A 23,981-nucleotide genomic window follows, 5' to 3' on the forward strand; every position below is an offset into this window, starting at 1 on the left:
TTATTTATATTTTTTTTGTCCAACTTTAAGAACTCCGATTTTATTGAATTGAATTACATTGTCCATAGTAGGAGACCAAAGTTGAAACTCATCTGTCCCAAGTAACGGTTTTATTTTTTCAATTATTTTTTCTTTTTTAAGTTGTTCAGAAGTTGTTCGTCCGTAGATAAATAATAATTCCTCGTCCTTTAAGTGGTCTTTAATTAATTTCTCCAACAGATCAAATTTGATTTCATTTTCAGTCCCAAAATGTATCCAATCTTTGTCCCAAATCACCAATTGTATCATGTGACTTGTTGCATTATACATTTCTCTTGAATCCATTGACTATAATTTTTTTAAAATACCCTACAACTCCAAAATTAATATCCCTCAATCAAAAACAAGTATCAATCCCCCTTGTTTTTGACGATCAGAAACCAGTTGTGATCCAGCTCCAGGTAGCCAAAATCATAGCAATACACATAGATGTTTCCCTTTTTGTTGGTGTACGTGTGGGTGCAGAATTTAAATTGAAAACCTTTGCCCAGTAACCTTTCCCGGGTCGTTTTGGCAGTCTCCTCCTCTCCCATCAAAAGCTCTGAAAGGATGTGGCGGTTTTTGCGAAGGGCGTTGTTGATGTTGCGGATCAGGTTGTTGCTGACCGACTTGATCTGATTGTTGTAGCCGTTTCTGCAATAATCATCACAAAATTTTTTGTCTATCCTCCCCTGCACGGGCTTTTGACAATACAAACAGTTTTTCTTCTCCAGTTCCATAAAAAATGAGGTTTTGGTTAAAAATCAAACTTAAATTAAGAATTTAATTTGAGAACTGCAAACGTGTACAAACGCTTACAAACGGATGGAAACGAAAAACAACCGAATTAGTTTTGCGCCAAGTCCCAACTTTGTATCGTTCGCTATCTGAAATGGATCGGACATCAAAAAAATCTTTTAACCTTAAATTTTAACATCATGAACGCTTTAAGAAACAGAGTACAGTTGATCGGAAGAATGGGAGACAACGCAGACGTAAGGAAATTGGAGAGCGGCAAAGCTCTTGCCAGATTCAGCATGGCCACCAATGAGGTGTATTACAACAGCAAAGGAGAGAAAGTGGAAGAAACCACCTGGCACAATGTAGTGGCTTGGGGCAAGCTCGCCGAGACCATTGAAAAATACACCCACAAAGGAAGCGAGATCGCCATACAGGGCAAGTTGGTCAACCGCTCTTATGAAAGCAAGGAAGGTGAAAAAAAGTACATCACCGAGATCCATGCCGCAGAGGTTTTGCTGATGGGCAGCAAAGCGGCCGCAGTGGGTTAAGGAAATACCTTTACTCTTGCAATAAAGCTTCAAAGGCATGTTGCCTTTGAAGCTTTATTATTTTTGGGGGATTGAATCTTGGTGCCGGGACCAGTGATTTACTGCTTCACTTCCGAGGCAATGTGAAAAAACAATCTGAAAAATTCATGTTTTGGTTTTGAGGTATTGTTGAACATATAGGCGCAAATGGAAGTTCTTTGGCTGAAGAAACAAAAACATGAAAAGTTTACCTTTCCTTAAATTCTAAAAGTCATTTAATTCGACTTCTACAATGCCATCCTCAAAATCAGCTTTACTTTTTATTTTCATTACCATACTGGTGGATGTGATTGGCATAGGTATAATCATTCCCATCATCCCGGAATTGATCATGGAATTGACAGGTGAAGGCACCCATGTTGCCATCATCTATGGAATGTGGCTTACTACTTCATTTGCCGGGATGCAGTTTTTGTTTTCTCCGGTGTTGGGTGAGATTTCAGACCAGTATGGCCGAAGACCTATTTTATTGATGGCATTGTTGGGATTGAGTATAGACTATATGATCCATGCCTGGGCACCGACAATCATTTGGCTTTTTGTAGGTAGGTTCTTGGCTGGAATTACCGGAGCGAGTCTGACCGTGGCTTCCGCTTACATTGCGGATATCAGCACAAAAGAAAACAAGGCAAAAAACTTTGGCGTAATCGGAGCTGCTTTCGGATTGGGTTTCATCATCGGTCCCGGTATCGGTGGCTTTTTTGGAAATATTGACATCCGATTGCCTTTTTACATTGCTGCAGGATTGACATTCTTGAATTTTCTTTTTGGATGGTTTTTCGTTCCAGAGTCCTTGGTGCAGGAAAACAGGAGACCCATCAATTATTCCAAAATGATTCCAGGCGCATCATTGGTAAGCCTAAAAAATTACAAAGGGGTTTTGTTGCTTATCGCAGCCTTTTTTCTGGCCAACCTGGCTGGGCAGGCGTTGCCATCCACTTGGTCTTACCACGGGATCGAGAGATACAATTGGAGTCCAAGGGACATTGGCATTTCTTTGATGGTAGTCGGTTTGGCAGTCTCTATTGTGCAGGGATTTTTGGTTGGATATTTGGTAAAAACCTTCGGAAAGCGAAAAGTCATCACGGTAGGATTTCTTTTTTGGACGATAGGAATGTTTCTTTTTTCTCTTGCAAGCGAACCGTGGATGCTTTATGTATTCTTATTTGCTTATGCCTTTGGGGGAATAGCAGGACCTACTGTCCAAAGTATCATTTCGGATGAGGTTTCCGAAAAGGAACAAGGCAACCTGCAGGGAGCCATCTCAGGATTGGTAAGCCTTACTTCCATTTTAGGCTTGCTGATTTTCTCCCCTACTTTCTATTACTTTACCAATCCCGAAGGATCGATTTATTTTCCCGGAGCGCCATTTGCCCTGGCAGCTATTTTTCTGTGCACGGCATTTATTCTGACACTTTTTGCCATGAAAAAGATTTTCGGAAAGGAGAACACAAAGGAAATTGCCCTTGCAGAAACTGGTGGTCTTTCCACCTCTCCTATAAACTTGGTAGAAATTAGGAAGTAAAGGCTTACTTCTTGTAAGAAGTTAAATGGTATAATGGTGTACCCTTAGCAATTGAAACGGGCCTATGGCTAAAGCAGAAGTGATCATGCTATGATTTTTTGTTCCATCTGCCGATTAAATCCAGCAACAGCACCCTTTTTCACTTTAGCGAATTTCCCTTCCCAAAAAAACATTATTCAAATAGAATACACTCGCGCTTTTGTATCGATCATTCTTTGACTAGTGAAATTCAAAGTGAAACTAACAAGTTAAAAAAATAAATACATTTGAAGTGAGAAATTTTAATTTGGATTTCGATAATTTACCAGAATGAAATTCAAAATAAAGGAGCTCTATCTTAATGCAGGCCTTGTATGGCGAAAGTATCCTTTCGTTCTTCTCTTTGCTTTCCTTGGAACCGCTTTACTGATTCTTGGTATTGAAGTCTCAGAATTCAAGCTAGAGGAGATTTTTTCATTCAGAAAAGAAAAACTGTGGGATTTTCCTTTCTACAAATTGAGCATGTTATCCATGCTGGGAATTTCTTTGTCTTTTGGATTGACCATGTTGGATGAAGTCAAAAAAACCAAATGGATCCAAATCTTTAGCATTGTATTGATCATCTTTTATTATTTTTTGTTTCCAAATGACCTTAAGCAATGGTCGGCATTTGACACGACTTTGTTTATAGTAATTGCCATTCTGCATCATCTCCTCGTTTCCTTCCTTCCCTTTTTGTTTCAAGCTAACAATGAATTGGATTTTTGGAGCTATAACAAGTCCCTGTTTTCCAATGCAGCCCAAACAGCCCTCTTTGTAGGTGTACTCACCGGTGGGCTTTTGCTGGCCATAGCGGCAGTTGAAACACTCTTTGGGCTTCATTTCGCGAATTCAAGACCCTATTTATACGTGACTTTGTTTTCATCTATATTTGGCTCCTGTTTTGTGTTTTTACTTTTTGGATTAAGTGGATTCCAAAGTCTGGTTCATGATCGTGAAGTACCGGTAGTTCAGCAATTTTTTGTTCAGTACATCCTGATTCCATTGCTATTGGTTTATGGTCTGATTTTGTACGCTTACGGAATCAAAATTCTGCTGGAGTGGTCTCTTCCCCAAGGTTGGGTGAGCTATATGGTCATTGCCTACAGTGTCTTGGGTTTGGTTTCTTTGCTACTCATCTATCCCCTATCCAAGCATACGGACAAAATTTGGGTCAGATGGTTTGACCGTATTTTTTTCTACTCTTTGTTACCGGTTTTGGTACTGTTGTTCGTAGCCATATTCACGAGGTTATTTGCATATGGCATTACCCCTAACCGATACTTTGTCTTGATCATTGCCTTTTGGGTCGGAGGGATAAGTTTCTTCTTTATTTTCTTCAAAAGTGCCAGCATCAAAGTCATCCCTGTTTCACTTTTTGCCTTGGGACTTTTTAGCATTGCCTTCCCATTCCTGAATGCGTTTAGTACCTCCATAAGAAGCCAAAAAAACCAATTCCTGAAAATTCTGATTGAAAATGAATTGTTGGAAAATGATAAAATTAATTTCAAGAAACCAATCAGCCACCAACTTGCCGATCAAGTCAGCAGTACAGGTGTTTTCCTCCTTAACAATGGTCAATCCGAATTTGTGGAGCAATTCATCCATGACACTGAAATTGAAAGACGAGAGTATAACAACCGGTATGCGGCATGGTCATTCAGGCAAAATTTTGAAAACATCCTTCACGATGATCAAAATCAAACCTTGCTGGAATTTGTCATAACCAGAAGGGATTCAGAAAATCAAAGCTTTACAGATGTCAGGGATGCCGACTTTGCACTTCTTTCAGAAAGGATTTATTCCACATATAAAGTTGAACTGGAAGCTTACTACATCCAAATTGATCAAGTCAACTTGAAACATTCCAACCCAAAAAAAATGAATTTTAATCTATATGCAAACAATGGACAGTTTTTGGAAAGTTATGATTTGATCCATTACATCAAGCAACAATTTGAAGAAAAAAAGCAAAGGCCAGGGCAGGGTGTTTTCATCCAAGCTGATTTTAGCCACAGTTTTGCCTTAGGCAGCTATGATATAACTGTGGTATTCGATGAAATAAGATTTACAAAGTATCACTTCGATAAACAAACTGAACAAAATCAAGACTGGGTTTTTGAAAATGTAGATTTCTTTCCCACTTACGTGGTTTTGGTAAAGAAAAGGTAAGTTCCAAGCCTTCAAATTGCCAGTTGGTGAATTAGATTAGTCTGTAAGCTTGAAGCATTAATTCCTTATAAAAACCACTTTCTTTAAAGCAGCCCATGAAACGCGCTTTTCCCCACCCTTTGGTCATCATGCTTGCATTTGTCATCCTGGCCACCATCCTTACCTACCTGATACCCGCTGGTGCCTACCAAAGGAATTTGGATGAAGCTACGGGCAGAGAGGTGGTGGTAGCGGGAAGCTATGAGGTAAAGGAAAGACAACCCGTCGGATTGGGAAAAATGCTCCTCAGTATTCCGGAGGGAATCATTGATGGCGCTGAGGTGGTAGTTCTGATTCTAATCATCGGGGGTGCTTTTTATGTGGTGGATAAGACAGGCGCCTTTCAGGCAGGACTGGAAGTTTTGATTGGGCAATTCAAAAATACCAAAGGCTATCTTTTGGCGATCATTGGTGTCCTTTTTGCCACGGCGGGTGCTTTGAATGGGCTTCAGGAAGAAATCGTGGCCATGATACCCATGCTGATGGTATTGAGCCAACGGATCGGATATACCAAATTGGCCGGTGTGTCCATTTCTTTAGGCTGTGCCGTTTTGGGTGGGGCATTTGGACCGACCAATCCATTTTCGGTAATCATCGCCCAAAAAATTGCAGAAGTACCTGTGTTCTCAGGTGGAAGCTTCAGGTTAATTTTTTTGTGCATTGCATTGGCTTTTTGGATCCTTTATGTGATCAAAAATGGTAAGGACAGCACTGTGCCTCAGCCTGAAACCTCTGAGCTCAAAGGCAAAATTTCCTTGGCCCATCGCATTTGCCTGCTATTGGTAGGACTGACTTTCGCAGTCATGATTTATGGACTGACTTACCGGGGCTGGGATTACAATGAAATGTCCGCCATATTTTTTGCCATGGGAATTACTATTGGGATCATCGGTGGACTTGGGATCAATGGAACCGCCAAGGCCTATTCAGAAGGTTTTTCTGAACTTATTTTTGCCGGTATCATTGTGGGACTGGCAAGGAGCATATACTTGGTTTTGGAAGATGGAAGCATCATTGACACCATCATTTATGCCCTTTTCCAACCCTTGGATAAACTTCCTCTCGCCTTATCTGCACTCGGCACGATGGTTTCTCAAGCGCTACTTCATATCCCGGTACCCAGTACCTCTGGGCAGGCCGTCTTGACCATGCCATTACTCAGTCCCCTTGCCGATTTGATAGGCCTCTCCAGACAAGTAGTGGTATTGGCCTACCAATATGGGGCAGGTTTGATGGATTTGATCACCCCGAGCAATGGAGCTCTGATGGCCATATTGGCCACAGCAGGCATTTCCTATAAGGATTGGATAAAGTTTATTTGGAAACCTATCCTGGTGGTGTTCTTGATCGCTGCCGTATCAGTTATCTCCGGAGTAATCTTCCTAAAGTGAGTTTTACTTGGTGATTTTTTTTATTTAACCCTACAAACATTCGGGATTCAAAATTTAATTAACTAATTTAAAGCTACTTATATTCCAAACTTCGATTTTACTTGAGGTTAAAAGAGCAAGTGATTCATTTCGTTAAAGGCCTTTTATGAACTACACCGAAGATTCGGTGACCCTCATTTCCCGAGGTTAAGGAAGCGTTCCGTGAGATTTTGTCCCAGTGTTTGGGATCTCTAGCAATTTATTACTAAAACCTATTTCGGATTTAAACCAGCCATAAATCATGAAAAGAGTCGCTATTTTATCCATTGATGGTGGGGGCATCCGGGGCATCATTCCAGGTGTGATCCTCAGAGTCATAGAAGAAAAAATCCAAAGAAAAACCAACAACCCGGATTCGCGATTGGTGGACTACATAGATTTTGTAGCGGGTACCAGCACAGGTGGTATTTTGGGTTGCGGCATGCTGATCCCGGATGCCGAAAATCCAGAAAGGCCAAAATACACCATGCAGCAGGTAGTGAATCTTTACTTAGAGCATGGTGGAGAAATTTTCAGAAAACCGTTTGGACATCAGCTTGTAAGCATTTTTGGGGTGAGACGGGAAAAATTTCCCAATTCCAACCTGACCCAAATTCTGGAAAAGGAATTCGGGGATACCAGACTCAGCCAACTTTTGAGGCCTTGTATTTTTACGGCTTATGACATAGAAAACCGGCAGGCTACTTTCTTCAAACAAGCCAGGGCCTGTGAAACAGAGGCCAAAGATTTTTATCTCAAAGACGTAGCTCAGGCTACCGCCGCGGCACCCACCTATTTTAGAACCGCCAAAATCACTTCGGTTATGGGGGTGACTTACCCACTGATAGACGGTGGCGTCTTTGCCAACAACCCAGCCATGTGTGCTTATGCTGAAGCCCGAAAGTGCAACTTTGGAGAAATTGTCAGTCCCAGTTCCAAAGACATGTTGATGCTTTCTTTGGGCACCGGAAGTGTGGATGAAAAAATCCCTTATGAAAAAGCCAGGAATTTTGGGATGGTACAATGGATCAGACCGCTGATATCCATCATGATGTCAGGAAATTCCGAAACGGTCTCCCATCAATTGGTTTGGCTTTTTGATGCAGGAAAAAATCCGGAAGGTTACATCCGCATTGAACCTGAGCTATTCAATGCCAAACCGGATATGGATGATGCCAGTCAACAAAACCTAAATGCACTTAGAGAGGCTGGATTACGATATGTAGACAAAAATGAAGAAAAAATTGACCATATTGTAAGCAGATTAGTCGAAAATAAATCCACATAAACCTATTCCATGCGTATCAATGACCACCAACCTCTTTTGCCCTATCTAGCGGCAGAGGACCGGTATGACCACATGCCTTTTAGAAAATGCGGGCAGAGTGGATTAAAATTGCCAGCCATCTCTCTGGGGCTCTGGCACAACTTCGGGCACAATGCTGACTTTAAAAATGCAAGAAGCATTCTCAGAACTGGCTTTGATTTGGGCATCACCCATTTTGACTTGGCCAACAATTATGGCCCACCTTACGGTTCGGCAGAAGAAACCTTTGGGAGAATCATGCAAAAGGACTTTGCGGTATACAGGGACGAACTTATCATATCCTCAAAAGCCGGCTGGGACATGTGGCCGGGACCTTATGGAAATTTTGGATCAAGAAAATACCTGATTGCCAGTTGTGACCAAAGTCTGAAGCGGATGGGGCTGGAATATGTGGACATTTTCTACCACCACAGACCCGACCCAGAAACTCCATTGGAAGAAACCATGGGGGCTTTGGATCATTTGGTCAGGCAAGGTAAAGCACTCTATGTAGGCATCTCCCAATATTCCGCAGCAGATACCGCCAAAGCTGCAAAAATTCTCAAAGAACTGGGAACACCCTGTCTGATCCATCAACCCCGCTACAGCATGTTTGACCGCTGGGTGGAAAATGGACTGTTGGAGGTTTTGGAAAAGGAGGGGATCGGAGCGATTGCCTTTTCTCCTCTGGAACAAGGCATCCTCTCCGACAAATATCTAAACGGAATTCCAAAGGATTCAAGAGCAGCCAAAGATGGCCGTTACCTTACAGCCAAGCAGATTACTCCGGAGGTACTCAACAAAGTCCAAAAACTCAATGAGCTGGCCAAAAAACGAGGCCAAAGTCTCGCGCAAATGGCCATCGCCTGGCTGCTCAAAGATCCCCGAATCACCACAGTACTGGTAGGGGTAAGCAAACCTGAACAGCTGAAAGAAAATGTGGCGGCCGCACAAAATGTTGTTTTTAGCAAGGAAGAATTAGATAAAATCCAAAAAATACTTAACTGATTTAACCTTGCATCAAAAAAGGCCATTCTTTTGGAAGATGGCCTTTTTTTATTGATTTTTTCAACTAGCGAACCGTGGTTTCCAAGGTGGCCAAGTAAACCCATTTTTGGTCCCTTGAGCTCAAACCTTTTTCCATCTCCATCTGACGCTCTTCACTGATGTCCAGGTCCTCATACTCCATGGAATTGAAAAACTGCATGTAATCTGAGTAGACATTGAGCGTCATATGGGTATAGCTGGCTTCACTTCCTGTAGGAACGGCATTCCGCAGCAAACTCCAACTGGCCATCAGGTCATTGTTGATTTTTTTCTCGTGCCAAGGTTTATACAGCCGCATTTCTACATCCTCATATTCATCAAATCGGCCCTCATGGGCTTTCATCAGGTCAAAAGAAGCCAAGGTGCCCGGTTTCATCTTGAAATTGTCCTTGGAATGATCAATTTCCACCATATAAGAACGAAGCGCCAAATCTCTGTATTTGGAGGCATTTTTGATGGTATTGGTCAATTGGTTGATGGACATATCCGGATAAACCTTGTTGGCCAATGCAATCAATCGGCTTTCGGATAGTCCGTTCATCATTTTCACAGGATCATTGAAATAGGTAATGGTGACGTATTGGAACTGCTGATCACTGCCTCCGGATTTCATCGACCAAAAATCCCAGCCTGTAATGTCACCACTATTCACAGCTTCACTATACACCTTTTCCATGAATTCTTTGTATTCGATGTAATCAAACATTTGGTCAATATCCACTCGCATAAATTCGAATACCAAATACTTCCTGTCCTGAGACAGGGAAAGCTGGATGGATAGTACCATCACAAACAAGAAGGCGAATATTTTTTTCATGATCAGAAATTTTGGGTTTCGTATTTCTTTCTTTAACTCCCTTTAATATAGGGAATTATTTTGTTAAAGTAAAAATCAGTCAAAGCTAAAACAGGTAAATCCAAGATCAATCAACCAGTTTTTCTCCCATGTTTTTATCTTATTTTTCCCTTTAAAAATGCCATTTGAGGCTTACAGAGACTTTTCTTGCTCTTTTCAATTACGCTAATTTTCCATACCTTAAGGAAAATTTCTTCTGTAGCCTTTATGGTTTTCATTTCTAACTGCCCTTATTTATGATGGGTGTGGAATAGATAAAGAATATCATCAGAGCATGTGTAGAGGATCTGCATAAGTATAAATTGTTATGAAACTCAATAGAAGACAATGGTTGAAAAGTGCCTCACTGACAGGTGGTATGGCCTTGATTTCGGGAATGGGGTTGGTCCCAACCCTTAGTGCCGAGGAAAAAAGAAAATTCAATCCTAGGTCATTTTCCAGTCCCATCCGACTCGGATCGAATGAGAACCCCTATGGCCCTTCCCAAAAAGTCCGGGATGCAATCGTCCATGAATTTGACATGGGCTGTCGATATCCATGGGCCTACATGAAGGAGCTTACCGAAATGATTGCAGCCAAAGAAGGGGTACCTACAGACCATATTGCCGTCACCGCCGGTTCCACTGAAGGATTAAAGATTGCCGGGGCCACTTTTGCCGCCAATGGAGGAGAGATTATTTCCTGCCTTCCCACCTTCCTATCCATGATGACTTATGGAGAACTGTGGGGAGCGAGCATCAACTGGGTGCCTTTAAACAAGGATCTGGATTTTGACCTGCAGGAGATGGAAAAAAGGGTTTCTCCTAAGACCAAACTGGTTTTTCTCTGCAATCCCAATAATCCAACCGGTAAATTGTTGCCGGCCAATGAAGTGATGGACTTCTGTGAATCGGTGAGCAAGAAAACAGTGGTTTTTTCAGATGAGGCTTATTGTGATTTTATCGAGGTCCCTGATTACCCCTCTATGGTGGAACTGGTCAAAAAAGGAAAGGACGTGATCGTGTCCAAAACCTTCTCCAAAGTGTATGGATTGGCGGGCCTCCGAGTCGGCTATTTGGTGGCAAAACCAGAGATCATCTCCAAAATTTCCGAAAGGTTGGTGGCCAACACCAATACCGCGGCCATGGCAGCAGCAAAAGCCGCACTGAAGGATCAGGAATTTTATGACTTCAGCCTCGCCAAAAACAAAGAAGCAAAAAAAATGATTTGTGCCATGCTGGATGAGCTTAAGTTGGAATACTTGGATTCCCACGCCAATTTTGTCTTCTTTCATTCAGGAAGGGACATCAATGAACTGGGTCAGGATATGCTTCAAAGAGGAATCATCATTGGAAGGGAATTTCCTCCGCTGAATGACTGGTGCCGGATCAGCACAGGCACCCTAGAAGAGGTGGCCCTCTTCAATCAGAATTTTAGAGAGAGTATGGCTTAATCCAATACCTGCATCCTACTTGGGTGTAAAGTGCTGATAAAGCTTTTTAGAATATAAAATGTCTCTGAAACCGGTTTTACCTGTCGGATAAAATCAAGGGCCTGCTCAGGCCTTCGAAGGTCCTCCTCCAAAGGCACGAAGCCATAACCCTGCAAGATCCCTTCTTCAAACAGCAATACGGCTTCTTCCTGAAGATCCCTTCCTGCAGCCCGGATCAAAAGCTTTGACTTTTGCTGTTTGATTTCCGAAAGCATTCGTTTCACTTTGGCATTGTAGGTCTCCATGTCTTCCTCTCCTTTACAGGCGCCCCGGCATTTGCCGATCTGATAATCAAAACATGCCCCATTGGACTTCTGCAGCCCACAAAATCTCGGACAAAGCTGAAAATACTGGCATTTTTCATTTAAAAAAGACCGTGCTTCAAAATGGCTCTGAAAGGTATATACTGGTTGTCCATGTTTGACCAACTTAGATGCCTGCAGCCGCATAAAACCCTGATTGTCCTCATACACATACAGTCCCCAGGAATTATTGGGGTTCTTTTGGGAGCGGTTGTATTTGGGCCACAGTCTTTTGATCTCTAAGGCTTCCAGCAAAAGGGCCAAAAATTCCCCTCCCGTCAATTCCCAAGTCACATCGTGGATTTCGGTTTTGAGCTGAAGCTTGGCCCCTCCTTGGGAATGACCCGAAAAATGTCCTTTAAAACGGGATTTGATGTTGTTGGCTTTCCCAACATAGATCACCTGTCCGTTGGCATCGTAGAAATAATAGATCCCGGGTTTTTCAGGTAGTTTTTGATAAGTTTCTTTGGAAATATGCGGCGGCAAAAAGCTTTCCCCTGAATTTTTTTTCATGGTTTTCAGGATCAATTCAGGGGAGGCTGCAAAGAGTTTTCCGAACAGCACCGCAGTCGCTTCCGCATCTCCAAAAGCACGGTGACGGTCAGAGATCTCAATCGACAAACGGTCACAAAGCCTTCCCAAACTGTAGGAACCCAATCCCGGAAAGACCTGCCTACTCAACCGCACTGTACAAAGTCTGTTGGCCTGATAATCCATCCCCGCATTTTTGAACTCCTCTTTGATAAAGCTGTAGTCAAAGTTGACATTGTGCGCCACAAAGACTTTTCCATTCAAAAGATCGAAAAGTTCTTGCGCGATTTCCCTGAATGTAGGGGCATTGGCCACCATCTGTTGATGGATACCGGTGAGGCCTGTGATAAACCCAGGTATGCTGCGCTCCGGATTGAGCAGGGTCTGATAAGTTTCCACCACCTCTACCCCATCATGGATCAGCACGGCAACCTCCGTAATCCGGTTGTTGCCCGAAAACCCTCCTGTGGTCTCTATATCTACAATGGCGAAATAAACCATGTGATAAAATTAAGCTTAATTCAATCAAGGTAAAAGTATCAGATTGAATTGTGTCGCCAAATGTCAGAAAAGAAAAAAATGCAGCAAAATATTCCTAAATTGTTTGGACAATCGCAGGGATATATGATTCAAAAGAAAAAATGGGAAATTGAATTTGACCAAATCAGTGCGAGGGTATTGGTGGAGTTCGGTGATGTGGCCATTACTGACCTGATGCAACGACCTGAACCCAATCAATGGAGCATTGCTGAAATCCTTCAGCACCTTATCCAACTCAACAGCTCTTATTTTCCGGTTTTTCAGCAGATCAGTGAGGGTACTTTCAAAGCTCCTTTGATTGGGAAAATCAGTTTTTTGACCAGATATCTGGGCAACGCCATCCTGAAGTCTGTCCATCCGGATAATCCAAAAAAAAGCCTTACCCTTCCAATCTGGAAACCTAGAGAATCAGAAATTAAGCCTGACATCCTCAAAAGATTCCAAGCCCATCAAGTGGAATTGAAACATTGGATCAAAAAACTGGAACCCCATTTTGGCCAAGGACTAGTGATCCATTCTCCGGCAAGCAAAGTCATTGTGTATACCTTGGATCAGGCGGTGGAAATCATATCCCTTCATGAAAAAAGACACCTCAAACAAGCCTTGGCTGTACTGGAAAAAGTAAATCCATCATGAAAAGTGAAAAAGAAAAAATGCTGGCGGGCGAACTCTACCTCGCCTCAGATCCCCTTCTGATGGCAGAAAGGTTAAAAGCCCGTGAACTACTCCATCGATTCAATCACTCTCGCCCGGCAGAAAGCCAATTAAGGCTCAACTTGTTGTCCGACCTCTTGGGGAAAATCGGTAAGAATTTTTGGATCGAGCCTCCGTTTTTCTGTGATTATGGCTACAACATCAGTTGTGGCGATGATGTGTTTTTTAATTTCAACTGTGTGGTATTGGATGTGACCCCTGTTAAAATTGGACATAGGGTATTAATAGGCCCCAATGTACAGTTTTATGCAGCCACCCATCCCATGGACCATAAGGTGAGGGGAACCCTGCTGGAAAGCGGCAAAGGGATCATCATTGAAGATGATGTGTGGATTGGCGGGGGCGCCATCCTGTGCCCCGGCGTCAAGATAGGAGCCCGCTCGGTCATCGGGGCCGGAGCTGTGGTGACTAAAGACATTCCCCCCGATACTTTTGCAGGAGGCATTCCCTGCGCAACAATCAAAAAACTCAAGTAACCATGTCCAGCTTTTATTCCAAAAAAGACCTCAGATTTCAGCTCTTTCAAAACAATCCTGTTTTGACCCTTAGTCAATATTCTTATTTCAAGGACCATGGGAAGGAAACTTATGAAATGATTCTGGACGCAGCAGATAAAATAGCCAATGCCTCCCTACTTCCTTATCTTTCAGAAATGGACCGAAAGGAACCGGTTTTGGAAAATGGCAAAATCAGGCTGCATCCTGCGATGAAAAAAATTCTCAGGCAGTTTGGCGAGGGCGGATGGATCAATGCCCCTTACACCTATGAAGAAGGTGGGCAGCAAATTCCCCAGGTCATTCAGTTGGCAGCTGGATTTATCTTTCAGGCAGCCAATTATTCCACCAGTGTTTTTCCGTTTTTGACCTCTGGAGCCGCCAACCTGATCAGAACCTTTGGATCAAAAACCCTGATTGATAACTTTACCCCCAAAATGTACTCGGGAGAATGGCAGGGCACCATGGCCCTGACCGAACCGGACGCAGGTTCCTCCTTAACTGACCTCAGTACACAGGCTACGCCTACTGGTGAGGAAGGGGTGTATCAGATCAAAGGCCAAAAAATCTACATTTCCTGCGGAGACCACGATGCCTGCACCAATGTGGTCCACCTGCTGCTGGCCAGAATCAAGGGTGCGCCCGCAGGGACCAAAGGCATATCCTTGTTCGTCGTTCCGCAGAAACGTCTTCCTGATCTCAGGTCCAATGATGTACTGACAGAAGGCATCTACCACAAAATGGGATACAAAGGCGCACCCATTGCACATTTGATGTTCGGTTCCCATGACAATTGCCTTGGCTACCTGGTGGGAGAACCTCACAAAGGACTTTCTTACATGTTTCAGATGATGAATGAAGCAAGGATCGGAGTAGGCATGAATGCCACTGCCATAGGCACCGCAGCTTATCAAGCCTCTTTGGCTTATGCCAAAGAAAGACCCCAAGGCAGAAAGGTAGGTGAAAAAGACCCGGCAAGGCCTCAGGAACTGATCATCGCCCATGCCGATGTCAAGCGCATGCTGCTGTTCCAAAAATCCATAGTAGAAGGTTCATTGTCCCTGATTTTGTATTGCGCCTACCTGTCGGATCTGGTTCATGTGCAGAAAGGTCAGGAAAGGGAAGCATCCAGGACCTTACTGGATTTGTTGACCCCCATTGCAAAATCCTATCCATCCGAAATGTGTTGCCTTACTACCTCAGCAGCGGTTCAGGTGCTCGGAGGAGCTGGATATACCACCGACTTTCCTGCGGAGCAATATTACCGTGAAGCGAGGATCCATCCCATCCATGAGGGCACCACAGGTATTCATGGTCTGGATCTTTTGGGCAGAAAAGTAATCATACAGGATGGGATGGGTTTTACGCTTTTGATGAAAGCGGTGGGGTCTACCATTCGAGAAGCCAATGTACACGAAAGCTTGAAAAGATATACGGAAGTCCTCAGCCATTATCAGGAACTCTCCCAAAAAGTTACCCTGAAGCTGGTGGAAAAAGCCAGGGAAAACCCTGAAGAATTTTTGGCCGATGCCACCTTATACCTGGAGTTTCTAAGCATCTTTACACTTGCCTGGCAATGGCTGAGACAAGGGATAAGTCTAAAAGAAGCCAAAGAAAACGGACAGATCGGAGAAGCCTTTTACTTGGGAAAAATGACTACCCTGGAGTACTTTTATGAATATGAATTGGTCAAAATGAAGGCTTTGGCAGAGAAATTGACTTCCAGTCATTTTCCCACCATCAAAATGAAAGCTGAATGGTTTTGACCAAAATCATTTGTTTTTAATTCTGTTCGGGGATTAGGCTGGGTTAGCCAAAATCATATCCGCCCCCTTCTCCCCGATCATGATACAGGCAGCATTGGTATTGCCAGAGATGATGGTGGGTATGATGGAAGCATCGGCAATCCGCAGGCCTTGGAGTCCATGCACCTTGAGCTCAGCATCTACCACTGAGTCCCTGTCCTGACCCATTTTGCAGGTACCTACGGGATGATAGAGGGTTTCGGCGGTTTTTTGAATGTGGTCAAACAGGGCTTCATCCGAAAATTCCTTCGGCAAAAAGATTGGCCCTGTGGCCAATTGGCTAAGCGGAGAAGCCTGCATCACCTCTTTGGCCTTCAGCATGCCTTTTTTCAAAGTGGTAAAATCTTCCGGAGCTGAGAAAAAATTGGGTTGGATCAAGGGGTCAGCAAAGGGGTCGTTGGATTTCAGTCCCACAAAGCCCTTGCTCTTGGGCCGGATGAGGATGACCATGATGCCAAAACCGCTTTTTCTGGGAAAGGTAGTGATGTCATAGATGTCCGTGCTGTAATCTTCCGCAATCCCGGAAGCGGCCAGATGAAACTGCACATCAGGCCGATCAAGTTCTGTAGCTGTTTTGATAAAAGCATTGGCAGTAAGGGGACCCCTCCCCAATGGCCCTTTTTTAAAAATCAGATACTGAAGGAGCGCCCTTGTCCTTGGGACGGGACTGAGCAATGCATTATCTGTGGGCCATTTGGACCAGGCTGTCATACCGCTCCAAATGTGATCCTGCAGATTTTTTCCTACACCCGGTAAATCATGTAGGGTCTCCAAACCAAAAGCATCCAGATAAGCAGATTTCCCTATTCCTGACAGCATCAACAGTTGGGGACTTTGGATGGCGCCGGCTGACAAGATCACTTCCTTATCGGCATAGGCCTGGTTTTTCTCTCCTTTCCCGTCGACAAATTCAACCCCTTTTGCCACTTTCCCTTCCAGTAAAATCCTGGTAACCCGAACGCCTGTCAAAACCTTCAGGTTTTTCCGGTGCAGCACAGGTTTCAGAAAAGCCGTGGCTGCACTTATCCTTTGGTTGTTTTTAATCGTAAACTGCAGCATGCCAGCACCCAGTTGCTCAGCCCCGTTAAATTCCGGATTTATGGGGATGCCCACCATTTCGCATGCCGCTAAAAATGCCTGTCCTACCGGATGGGGTTGGGGATTGCAGCCCACATGGAGCGGGCCGTTTTTCCCATAATAAGGTCCCTCAAAATCCACATTGTGCTCTGACTTTTTGAAATATGGCAACACGGAGTCATAATCCCAACCCTTATTGCCCAAGGCCGCCCACTCGTCAAAATCCAACTTATTTCCCCTCACATAGGCCATGGCATTGGTGCTGCTGCTGCCTCCCAGTGTTTTGCCTCTTGGTACAAAGAGCTTTCTGTTTTGAAGCTGGGCCTGAGGCTCAGTCCAGAATGCCCAGTCCACTTCTGTCCGGTGCAACTGTCCATAGGCCCCGGGAATATGGATTTCGGGTTTTTTATCCGGATTTCCTGCCTCCAACAAGAGAACGGAATTTTGGGGAGATTCACTCAGCCTGTTGGCCAATACACAACCGGCCGATCCGGCTCCGATGATGATGTAGTCCTGGGTCATTTTTGGGTCGAAATGAATGCTGGGCAATAGAATTGATCAAAAGATCGCTTCAAAATTTAAAAAAAACCTGAATGCAAAATCGGATTTTTCAGTTGCATTCAGGTTTTGTTGGCGAAGGGATCAGGCTAGGGTTTTCTCATGTTTTTCCTTGATCTTTCTGCGAAGGATTTTGCCCACATTGGTTTTAGGCAATTCATCCGTAAAAAAGACTTCTTTGGGAATCTTATAATTTGTCAATTCTTCCCGGCAATGGGAGATGATGTCTTCAGAAGTCACGGACTTGTCTTTCGGAACCACATAAGCCACTACCCTTTCTGTAGATTTATCATCCGGCATCCCAATGACACCTACTTCCAGTACCTTGGGATGGGAGGCAATCACATCTTCCACTTCATTGGGATAGACATTGAAGCCTGAAACCAATATCATTTCTTTTTTTCGGTCCACGATCTTCACAAAGCCATCTCCGTTGATGACCGCAATATCTCCAGTCTTGAACCAGTCTCCAATAAAGACATCCGCTGTCTCCTGTGGCCTGTTCCAGTAGCCTTTCATGACCTGGGGCCCTTTGATACACAGCTCTCCCCTTTCCCCGGCAGGCAAATCATTTCCCAAATCATCGATGATTTTTACATTGGTATTCGGCAAAGGAATGCCAATCGTCCCAATCCGCTCTGTCCCGTCAATGGGATTGCAGGTCGCAACCGGGGAAGTTTCCGTGAGGCCATAGCCTTCTGCAAGCGGAGTTCCAGTTACTTTTCTCCAGTTGTCAGAGGTGGCCTTCTGAACTGCCATACCACCGCCTACAGCAATTTTAAGGCTATCGAAATCCAGGTTTCGGAATGCCTCCTGATTCAGCAGGCCATTGAATAGGGTATTGACACCTGTGATGACCGTAAACTTGTGTTTGCTCAGTTCTTTGCAGAAAGCAGGCATGTCCCTTGGATTGGTGATCAATACATTATGTGCGCCGATTTTAAGCATCGCCAAACAGTTTACCGTGAGCGCAAAGATGTGATAAAGCGGCAATGCGGTAATGACGATCTCTTCCTTGTCTTTCAATTTTGGCTTCATCCAGGCAGAGATCTGCTGCATGTTGGCCACGATGTTGGCATGGGTGAGTTCGGCCCCTTTGGACACCCCGGTGGTACCACCCGTATATTGCAGGAAAGCAGCCTGACCCGGCTTCATTTCCACATGCTTAAAAGTGGAATTTTTTCCTTGGGACAAAACAGTTTTGAAGGGTATGGCCTTTGGAAGTGAATAAGAGGGGACCATTTTTTTGATATACTTCACCACAAAATTCACGATACCCCCTTTCAGACCACCCAAAAGATCTCCCAGTTCGGTGATGATGATATGCTTGGCTGGGATTTCCTTCCTGACCTTTTGCAGGTTGGCAGCGAAGTTGGCCAGAATGACCACCACATCCACACCTGCATCATTGAACTGATGCTTCATCTCGCTGGCGGTATAGAGGGGATTGGTGTTGACGGCAACCATACCAGCCCTGAGGCTGCCAAACATGGCGACCGGGTATTGGAGACAGTTGGGCATTTGGATGGCCACCCTACTGCCGGGTTGTAACTTGAGCTCATTTTGCAGATAGGCTGCAAAATCGCCCGAAAGCCTGTCCAGTTCCTCAAAAGTCATGGTCTTGCCCATGCATTCATAGGCAATGGCTTTTCCGTATTTTTTTACACTTTCCTCAAATAAATCAACTACACTGCTGTAGGCATTTACATCCACTTCCTTTGGCACTGAAGAGGGATAAAATTTTAACCAAGGATAATCTTGCATAGGTCGTTATGTTTTTTGGGTTTTAGGTTTCAAATGTAAAAGGCACTATGATTTAATAAATATAAACGAATTATGTTTTTATTAAAAAGAATTGCCCATCTCCTTCCGCAATAAGGAATTAAATCTGTTTGAATACGCATTTACTGCTCAAAAAGTGCGCATGGCTCGAATTTCAAAATCAATTATCAAATGAACAATACAAATTCAATGTGCACAATGATATCCACCCAACAAGACTGCAGTGTGGACGAGTAAATCAGAAAGTGGCCTGAAAAAAGTGGCATAAAATTAGATGCTTGAAGAAAAACCATTTTCATTATGAAAACACTTTGCACCCTCCTTTGTCTCAGCATATTGACTTTGATGACCCAATACAGCCACGCTCAGAACGATTCCATTGTAACCTCACTGGAAAGAAGTTTGAAAAACAGCTTGCTGAGCAACATCAAACAGAAAACCGACTCTATGGACAATCAATTGGGCGCCAAACTAAGCGACTTGGATGCCCGTATTCAACAGTTGGACAAATCTTTGAACCAAAGCAACACCGAAAGCCAAAGAATAGAAAAACTCGTAGAGCGGGTCAAATTGATTGAGGATGTTCAGGAAGCAGAGAAACTTTCCGAACTCAACATCTATCAGGGGAATTATCAGGCGGCCATCATCAACCTGGTTTCCATGGAAAGGGAATTGAGGCCTTTGCTGCTTTTCGGTGCTACCAGGGACTTTTTCACAACCCTGGAGTCAGTTGGCAATCCAAGTACCTATCCCGGTTTCAATGAATGGTACAATGGCTACAAGGAGTATGTGGAAGAGAACAAAACCGGAAGCGCTTCCCTGGGTGTGGTGTCAAACCTGATGTCCCTGACCGGGGATCTCTCCGCAGGTACACCCATTTTCGGAACTTTCAGTCAGGCCTTGTTTACGGGCATGTCCAGCTACATCGACAACATCAACGGCAAAAAGAACCTTGACCTCAAACTCCGTAGCCAGAAAATGTTTGAACTGGTCACGGAATTGGGTCAGTACACCCATGAGATCCACCTGGTCGAAACAGAGTGGGCAGCCATTGATGCAGAACTAGAAGAACTCAAGCGCCTGTACGAAATCAACCTTCAGAAAAATCTCGATATCCTCGGGGTCAAAAAAGTAGATTTTGACAAACGTTACAGTTTGGAAAATGATGCCAACAAAAGGTATGAATACCTCAATCAGTTGACCGACACCATTTCCAAAAGGGTCAGTGTTGAAAAATCCAAAAACCCGAAAAACTGGAAAAACACCTTCTACTATGAGATGTCGGAAGTACAGGCTTTAAAAATCCGTTTTGGAACCATTACATTCCGGATTAGGGAAAACATTTCCAAGTACAACGAGCTTATTTCCAAATACAAAAACAGCCGTCAAATGGGCTCCAAAATCGCTGAATTGGAAAACAAATTGAACGGGTTGCAAAACTCCTTTGACAAAGCCTACAATCCCTTGGACTACATCAATTCGGCGAACAAAATGTACAAAGTAAATTGAGCAATCACAACTCAATGAGGGGATTGAATGGCCACATCAGAACCAAAGTTTCAGGGTAGGTGTTTACTTTCTCCTAACCCTCACCTTAGCACAAAGCAATAAATGAATAGATTTCTTTCCGGTATTTTAGTAGCCGCCATCACTTTCGTGGGTCTTTGGTTTTTCTTGGATAAAAAAGAAGAAAGGGAGGAACTCCGTTCCAATTCAGATTTGATCCAACAGCAGATACAACAGGTGGGAAAGCTCATCGTAACAGAGGGATACTTTTCAGAAGTATTCACCTTCCAAAATTCCAAGAAATATTACCTCGACATTTTTTCATCCAACAAAAAGGCTTTGGTAGTGGCCAATGCCAAAGTAACAGTGGAATATGACTTAAGAAAACTGGAAACAGAAATCGACGAATCCAACAAAACCCTGATCATCAAAAAAATTCCGGAACCGGAAATCAACATCTATCCGGACATCGAATATTATGATGTCACCCAGGACTATTTCAATAAGTTTGAGGCCAAGGATTACAACAAAATCAAAGCGAGTGTCAATTCCCAAATCCGGCAAAAAATTGAAAAGTCTGATCTTAAAGACAATGCCCACGAGCGGCTGATGAGTGAACTCCTTAACTTTTATGTATTGACCAAATCCATGGGTTGGACTTTGCAGTATGAAGAAATACTGATCGATGATCCTGAAATAATGCGGCAGTTAAGAAGGTAAAGTATGGCTTTATTTTAAAACACATAAATACCTCATTTAAAGAGATTTATATTATTTTATTTTTTCTTGTAAAGGGCGATCAATTTTTCGGCACAACGTTCCCCATCCATGGCTGCAGACACTATCCCTCCTGCATATCCTGCCCCTTCAGCACAGGGAAAAAGCCGCTTGATTTGGATGTGTTCAAAAGTTTCCTTATCCCGGGGAATCCGAACTGGAGAAGAGGTTCGACTCTCTACTCCTATCAATTGGGCATCATTGGTCAGGTAGCCTTTCATTTTCTGGCCAAAAGTTTTCAAAGCATCTTTGAGCCTAACAGCGATAAAATCCGGCAGAATTTCCCTCATGTCCGCTGACATTAGCCCCGGCTGATAAGAAGTAGGCAATAAATGATCACTCACCTTATCCTGAATAAAATCCATCATGCGTTGGGCAGGAGCAGTTTGTGTCTTTCCTCCCGCTTTCCAGGCCTGCTGTTCTACCCTTGCCTGAAACCTCATGGGACCCAAGGCACCGTAGGGTTGGAATTCAGGCAAATCCTCCAGCTCAACTGCGACCACCATGCCTGAGTTAGCGAACTTGCTGTCTCTTCGACTGGGGCTCATGCCATTAACGACCAATTCACCTGGAGAGGTGGCAGCAGGTACTATAAAACCCCCGGGGCACATGCAGAAAGAAAACACCCCCCTTTGCTTTCCCTTATAATGGGTCTGCTGAACCAGCGAATAAGAAGAAGCGGGCAAGTAGGGTCCTCTATCCACTTCGCAGTGGTATTGAATGCGGTCTATCAGCTGTTGTTGGTGTTCAATCCGGACACCCAAAGCAAAGGGTTTGGCTTCAATTAAGATCTTTTTGAAAGCCAGCAACTGGAAAATATCCCTTGCCGAATGACCTGTGGCGAGGATCACTCCCATGCCTTTGATCTTTTCACCATCCTGCGTGATCACCCCTTTTATTTCATCATTTTCCAGGATCAAATCCACCACCTTCGTTTCAAAAAGCACCTGACCTCCTGCATCCAAAATGCTGTTTCTCAGCTCCTCTACCAGTTTAGGCAGTTTATTGGTTCCTATGTGGGGATGCGCGTCAATCAGGATTTCAGACGTGGCACCATGGGCCACCAAAATTTCCATGATCCTACGGATATCCCCTCGCTTTTTAGATCGGGTATACAATTTTCCATCAGAATAAGTCCCCGCTCCCCCCTCTCCAAAGCAATAATTGGACTCAGGATTGACCACATGATCTTTGTTAATGGCTGCGATGTCCCTTCTTCTGGCTCTGACATCTTTACCTCTTTCCAAGACGATGGGCTTGTAACCCAACTCGATGGCCCTAAGGGCCGCAAAAAGCCCTGCCGGTCCAGCCCCGACGATGACCAAAGCATCTGAATTAGTGACGTTGGGATATTCCCTATGCCCACTAACCAATTTATAAGGTTTTTCTTGGATAAACACTTCCGCAGTGACATTGACCTTGACCTGTCTTCCTCTTGCATCAATACTTCTTTTGAGTTGACGAACGTACAAATCAGATTGGTCAGGATGTATTCCCGCCTGCTTTAAGGCAACCTGACGAAAATTCGTTTCGTCATAGGCCTCTTCAGGTTTGAGTTGGAGTTGGATTTCTTTTTTCATGGGCTTCCGGTAAGGTGTTTATCCTTAAATGGAACAATGGGATTTGATAAATTTATTTTATATGCCTGAAGTTTAGGCTATATCCTACAAGTTATGTAAAAAAATCAAATTTCCTCTTGGCCAAATATCTCCTTGACCACCCATCCTTTACCCCAATTGTCCTTTTCTTCTTCCGTCCATAATTCGGGATAGAAGACCACTTTTTGAAAACGGGGTGGCAGGTATTTTTGCCAGTTGGTGCCACCTGTGGCGGCAATGTCTTCTGGATTGCGCTGTAGATACCTCACCGCTGACTTGTAATGGGCCAATGGCCAGAACACATTGGCTTTCAGGTCCATGGATTTCATCAGATCGGTAAGCTCCTGATCCACATCTTTACATTGCCTGTATTTTCCCCAGAGGTTATTGTCTTTATAATTGACAATCAATTCCTTCAGTTCCTTACCGTATTTTTTTTCGAAATTCTTTAGGGTAAGTGTTTTCTCTCCTGTGGCCAATTCGGTAGCTCCGAATTGCCAATATAGGTTATCAAAGAGTTCCTGCACCGATTCCTGTCCGGAAAAATCCATCCTTTCTTCCAAATGAACTAAGTTTTGAACCGGAGTGGATAGGATTTCGATGACCCTGAACTGGGCACTTTGAAAACCGCTTGAAGGCAGCAAAGACATCCTGAACTTGAGGAACTGATCCTTTTCCATGCCTTTCCACATGACGGTGAAGGAGGAAATCAGGTGGTCAAAATACATGATGACCCTTTCCAGCCTTTCCTTAAAAAAAGCAGCTTTGATGTCTTCCTGTTCGGCAATTTGCTCCATTTCCCAAATGATCAATTTAAAATACAACTCGGTGATCTGATGGTAGATGATAAAAATCTTTTCGTCCTTAAAGGAAGTTTTGGGCTGCTGCAGGCTCAGCAGGGTGTCCAGGTTGATATAATCCCAGTAGGTCAGGTAATCCGCATAAAGCAGTCCTTCCAGGTAAGAGGAAAGATCCTGCCCTGAAGCTTTGAACTTTTCCTGAAGCAACTTGATTTTTTCTAAAGTTTCTGCCGGATATTGGGTATGGGGCATGATATTTTTTTGGATTTATAGCGCTTTTCGAAAAAGAACTTGCGTTTTTAAACTTT

Annotated in this window: 20 protein-coding genes; 12 read left to right on the forward strand and 8 right to left on the reverse strand. The window is 43.7% G+C overall.

What is annotated here, in order from left to right:
- Together H1A14_RS14270 and H1A14_RS14275 are read right to left on the reverse strand one after the other, a co-directional pair.
- Window positions 1-324 carry a hypothetical protein gene (locus H1A14_RS14270; protein ID WP_194776948.1) on the reverse strand — a complete coding sequence of 108 codons (324 nt, stop codon included), beginning with the start codon at window positions 322-324 and terminating at the stop codon, window positions 1-3.
- 65 nt (window positions 325-389) lie between these two features.
- Window positions 390-758, reverse strand: coding sequence for a hypothetical protein (locus H1A14_RS14275; protein WP_194776949.1), 369 nt, complete (start codon window positions 756-758; stop codon window positions 390-392).
- 198 nt (window positions 759-956) lie between these two features.
- Here H1A14_RS14275 and H1A14_RS14280 point away from each other — a divergent pair, with 198 nt between their 5' ends.
- From H1A14_RS14280 to mgrA, 6 genes are all read left to right on the forward strand, one after another.
- Window positions 957-1,307, forward strand: a complete 351-nt coding sequence (locus H1A14_RS14280) for a single-stranded DNA-binding protein (RefSeq protein ID WP_194776950.1) — start codon at window positions 957-959, stop codon at window positions 1,305-1,307.
- Window positions 1,308-1,578: 271 nt separating this feature from the next.
- The gene (locus tag H1A14_RS14285; protein ID WP_194776951.1) at window positions 1,579-2,871 is read left to right on the forward strand and encodes a TCR/Tet family MFS transporter; all 1,293 of its coding nucleotides are present in this window, start codon (window positions 1,579-1,581) and stop codon (window positions 2,869-2,871) included.
- Between the two features lie 309 nt (window positions 2,872-3,180).
- Window positions 3,181-5,061, forward strand: a complete 1,881-nt coding sequence (locus tag H1A14_RS14290) for a DUF4153 domain-containing protein (protein WP_194776952.1) — start codon at window positions 3,181-3,183, stop codon at window positions 5,059-5,061.
- Between the two features lie 95 nt (window positions 5,062-5,156).
- Window positions 5,157-6,491 (forward strand): YfcC family protein, encoded by a 1,335-nt coding sequence (locus H1A14_RS14295; RefSeq protein ID WP_194776953.1) that lies wholly within the window; start codon window positions 5,157-5,159, stop codon window positions 6,489-6,491.
- A gap of 280 nt (window positions 6,492-6,771) precedes the next feature.
- The gene (locus H1A14_RS14300) at window positions 6,772-7,797 is read left to right on the forward strand and encodes a patatin-like phospholipase family protein (RefSeq protein WP_194776954.1); all 1,026 of its coding nucleotides are present in this window, start codon (window positions 6,772-6,774) and stop codon (window positions 7,795-7,797) included.
- Between the two features lie 9 nt (window positions 7,798-7,806).
- Window positions 7,807-8,823: an L-glyceraldehyde 3-phosphate reductase gene (mgrA, locus tag H1A14_RS14305; protein WP_317174893.1), complete on the forward strand. Its 1,017-nt coding sequence runs from the start codon at window positions 7,807-7,809 to the stop codon at window positions 8,821-8,823.
- 64 nt (window positions 8,824-8,887) lie between these two features.
- Here mgrA and H1A14_RS14310 read toward each other — a convergent pair whose 3' ends face one another.
- A complete protein-coding gene (locus H1A14_RS14310) occupies window positions 8,888-9,679 on the reverse strand; it encodes a hypothetical protein (protein ID WP_228527790.1) in 792 nt (263 codons plus the stop codon).
- A 346-nt stretch (window positions 9,680-10,025) separates the two neighbouring features.
- On the opposite strand from H1A14_RS14310, the gene H1A14_RS14315 reads away from it, so the two are divergent.
- Window positions 10,026-11,150: a pyridoxal phosphate-dependent aminotransferase gene (locus tag H1A14_RS14315; RefSeq protein WP_194776955.1), complete on the forward strand. Its 1,125-nt coding sequence runs from the start codon at window positions 10,026-10,028 to the stop codon at window positions 11,148-11,150.
- Here the strand turns inward: H1A14_RS14315 and H1A14_RS14320 are convergent.
- A complete protein-coding gene (locus tag H1A14_RS14320) occupies window positions 11,147-12,523 on the reverse strand; it encodes an exonuclease domain-containing protein (RefSeq protein WP_194776956.1) in 1,377 nt (458 codons plus the stop codon). The two genes, H1A14_RS14315 and H1A14_RS14320, sit on opposite strands and share 4 nt — an antisense overlap.
- A gap of 60 nt (window positions 12,524-12,583) precedes the next feature.
- Here H1A14_RS14320 and H1A14_RS14325 point away from each other — a divergent pair, with 60 nt between their 5' ends.
- The 3 genes from H1A14_RS14325 to H1A14_RS14335 are packed head-to-tail and all read left to right on the forward strand — an operon-like array spanning window position 12,584 to window position 15,536.
- A complete protein-coding gene (locus H1A14_RS14325) occupies window positions 12,584-13,198 on the forward strand; it encodes a DinB family protein (RefSeq protein WP_194776957.1) in 615 nt (204 codons plus the stop codon).
- A complete protein-coding gene (locus tag H1A14_RS14330; RefSeq protein ID WP_194776958.1) occupies window positions 13,195-13,752 on the forward strand; it encodes a sugar O-acetyltransferase in 558 nt (185 codons plus the stop codon). The genes H1A14_RS14325 and H1A14_RS14330 overlap by 4 nt, the downstream gene beginning before the upstream one ends.
- A 2-nt stretch (window positions 13,753-13,754) precedes the next feature.
- Complete coding sequence (locus H1A14_RS14335; RefSeq protein WP_194776959.1) at window positions 13,755-15,536, forward strand: acyl-CoA dehydrogenase; 1,782 nt, start codon at window positions 13,755-13,757, stop codon at window positions 15,534-15,536.
- 33 nt (window positions 15,537-15,569) lie between these two features.
- Here the strand turns inward: H1A14_RS14335 and H1A14_RS14340 are convergent, their stop codons facing one another.
- Window positions 15,570-17,174, reverse strand: coding sequence for a GMC family oxidoreductase (locus tag H1A14_RS14340; RefSeq protein ID WP_194776960.1), 1,605 nt, complete (start codon window positions 17,172-17,174; stop codon window positions 15,570-15,572).
- A gap of 120 nt (window positions 17,175-17,294) precedes the next feature.
- Entirely contained in the window at window positions 17,295-18,974 is a 1,680-nt protein-coding gene (locus tag H1A14_RS14345) for an AMP-binding protein (RefSeq protein WP_194776961.1), read from the reverse strand.
- A gap of 318 nt (window positions 18,975-19,292) precedes the next feature.
- On the opposite strand from H1A14_RS14345, the gene H1A14_RS14350 reads away from it, so the two are divergent.
- Together H1A14_RS14350 and H1A14_RS14355 are read left to right on the forward strand one after the other, a co-directional pair.
- Window positions 19,293-20,501, forward strand: a complete 1,209-nt coding sequence (locus H1A14_RS14350; protein WP_194776962.1) for a hypothetical protein — start codon at window positions 19,293-19,295, stop codon at window positions 20,499-20,501.
- Between the two features lie 102 nt (window positions 20,502-20,603).
- On the forward strand, window positions 20,604-21,218 hold the full coding sequence (locus H1A14_RS14355) for a DUF4230 domain-containing protein (protein ID WP_194776963.1): 615 nt from the start codon (window positions 20,604-20,606) through the stop codon (window positions 21,216-21,218).
- 56 nt (window positions 21,219-21,274) lie between these two features.
- On the opposite strand, the gene H1A14_RS14360 is transcribed toward H1A14_RS14355, so the two are convergent.
- Together H1A14_RS14360 and H1A14_RS14365 are read right to left on the reverse strand one after the other, a co-directional pair.
- Window positions 21,275-22,855 (reverse strand): NAD(P)/FAD-dependent oxidoreductase, encoded by a 1,581-nt coding sequence (locus H1A14_RS14360; RefSeq protein WP_194776964.1) that lies wholly within the window; start codon window positions 22,853-22,855, stop codon window positions 21,275-21,277.
- Window positions 22,856-22,959: 104 nt separating this feature from the next.
- Complete coding sequence (locus H1A14_RS14365) at window positions 22,960-23,925, reverse strand: tryptophan 2,3-dioxygenase family protein (RefSeq protein WP_194776965.1); 966 nt, start codon at window positions 23,923-23,925, stop codon at window positions 22,960-22,962.
- Between the last annotated feature and the right edge of the window lie 56 nt (window positions 23,926-23,981).

The organism is Pararhodonellum marinum, from assembly GCF_015354735.1.
GTDB lineage: Bacteria > Bacteroidota > Bacteroidia > Cytophagales > Cyclobacteriaceae > Pararhodonellum > Pararhodonellum marinum.

What these genes read in the sequence shown, in the direction of transcription:
- H1A14_RS14270 (WP_194776948.1), bottom strand. Translation starts at nt 324, where the DNA reads ATGGATTCAAGAGAAATGTATAATGCAACAAGTCACATGATACAATTG.
- H1A14_RS14275 (WP_194776949.1), bottom strand. Translation starts at nt 758, where the DNA reads ATGGAACTGGAGAAGAAAAACTGTTTGTATTGTCAAAAGCCCGTGCAG.
- H1A14_RS14280 (WP_194776950.1), top strand. Translation starts at nt 957, where the DNA reads ATGAACGCTTTAAGAAACAGAGTACAGTTGATCGGAAGAATGGGAGAC.
- H1A14_RS14285 (WP_194776951.1), top strand. Translation starts at nt 1,579, where the DNA reads ATGCCATCCTCAAAATCAGCTTTACTTTTTATTTTCATTACCATACTG.
- H1A14_RS14290 (WP_194776952.1), top strand. Translation starts at nt 3,181, where the DNA reads ATGAAATTCAAAATAAAGGAGCTCTATCTTAATGCAGGCCTTGTATGG.
- H1A14_RS14295 (WP_194776953.1), top strand. Translation starts at nt 5,157, where the DNA reads ATGAAACGCGCTTTTCCCCACCCTTTGGTCATCATGCTTGCATTTGTC.
- H1A14_RS14300 (WP_194776954.1), top strand. Translation starts at nt 6,772, where the DNA reads ATGAAAAGAGTCGCTATTTTATCCATTGATGGTGGGGGCATCCGGGGC.
- mgrA (WP_317174893.1), top strand. Translation starts at nt 7,807, where the DNA reads ATGCGTATCAATGACCACCAACCTCTTTTGCCCTATCTAGCGGCAGAG.
- H1A14_RS14310 (WP_228527790.1), bottom strand. Translation starts at nt 9,679, where the DNA reads ATGAAAAAAATATTCGCCTTCTTGTTTGTGATGGTACTATCCATCCAG.
- H1A14_RS14315 (WP_194776955.1), top strand. Translation starts at nt 10,026, where the DNA reads ATGAAACTCAATAGAAGACAATGGTTGAAAAGTGCCTCACTGACAGGT.
- H1A14_RS14320 (WP_194776956.1), bottom strand. Translation starts at nt 12,523, where the DNA reads ATGGTTTATTTCGCCATTGTAGATATAGAGACCACAGGAGGGTTTTCG.
- H1A14_RS14325 (WP_194776957.1), top strand. Translation starts at nt 12,584, where the DNA reads ATGTCAGAAAAGAAAAAAATGCAGCAAAATATTCCTAAATTGTTTGGA.
- H1A14_RS14330 (WP_194776958.1), top strand. Translation starts at nt 13,195, where the DNA reads ATGAAAAGTGAAAAAGAAAAAATGCTGGCGGGCGAACTCTACCTCGCC.
- H1A14_RS14335 (WP_194776959.1), top strand. Translation starts at nt 13,755, where the DNA reads ATGTCCAGCTTTTATTCCAAAAAAGACCTCAGATTTCAGCTCTTTCAA.
- H1A14_RS14340 (WP_194776960.1), bottom strand. Translation starts at nt 17,174, where the DNA reads ATGACCCAGGACTACATCATCATCGGAGCCGGATCGGCCGGTTGTGTA.
- H1A14_RS14345 (WP_194776961.1), bottom strand. Translation starts at nt 18,974, where the DNA reads ATGCAAGATTATCCTTGGTTAAAATTTTATCCCTCTTCAGTGCCAAAG.
- H1A14_RS14350 (WP_194776962.1), top strand. Translation starts at nt 19,293, where the DNA reads ATGAAAACACTTTGCACCCTCCTTTGTCTCAGCATATTGACTTTGATG.
- H1A14_RS14355 (WP_194776963.1), top strand. Translation starts at nt 20,604, where the DNA reads ATGAATAGATTTCTTTCCGGTATTTTAGTAGCCGCCATCACTTTCGTG.
- H1A14_RS14360 (WP_194776964.1), bottom strand. Translation starts at nt 22,855, where the DNA reads ATGAAAAAAGAAATCCAACTCCAACTCAAACCTGAAGAGGCCTATGAC.
- H1A14_RS14365 (WP_194776965.1), bottom strand. Translation starts at nt 23,925, where the DNA reads ATGCCCCATACCCAATATCCGGCAGAAACTTTAGAAAAAATCAAGTTG.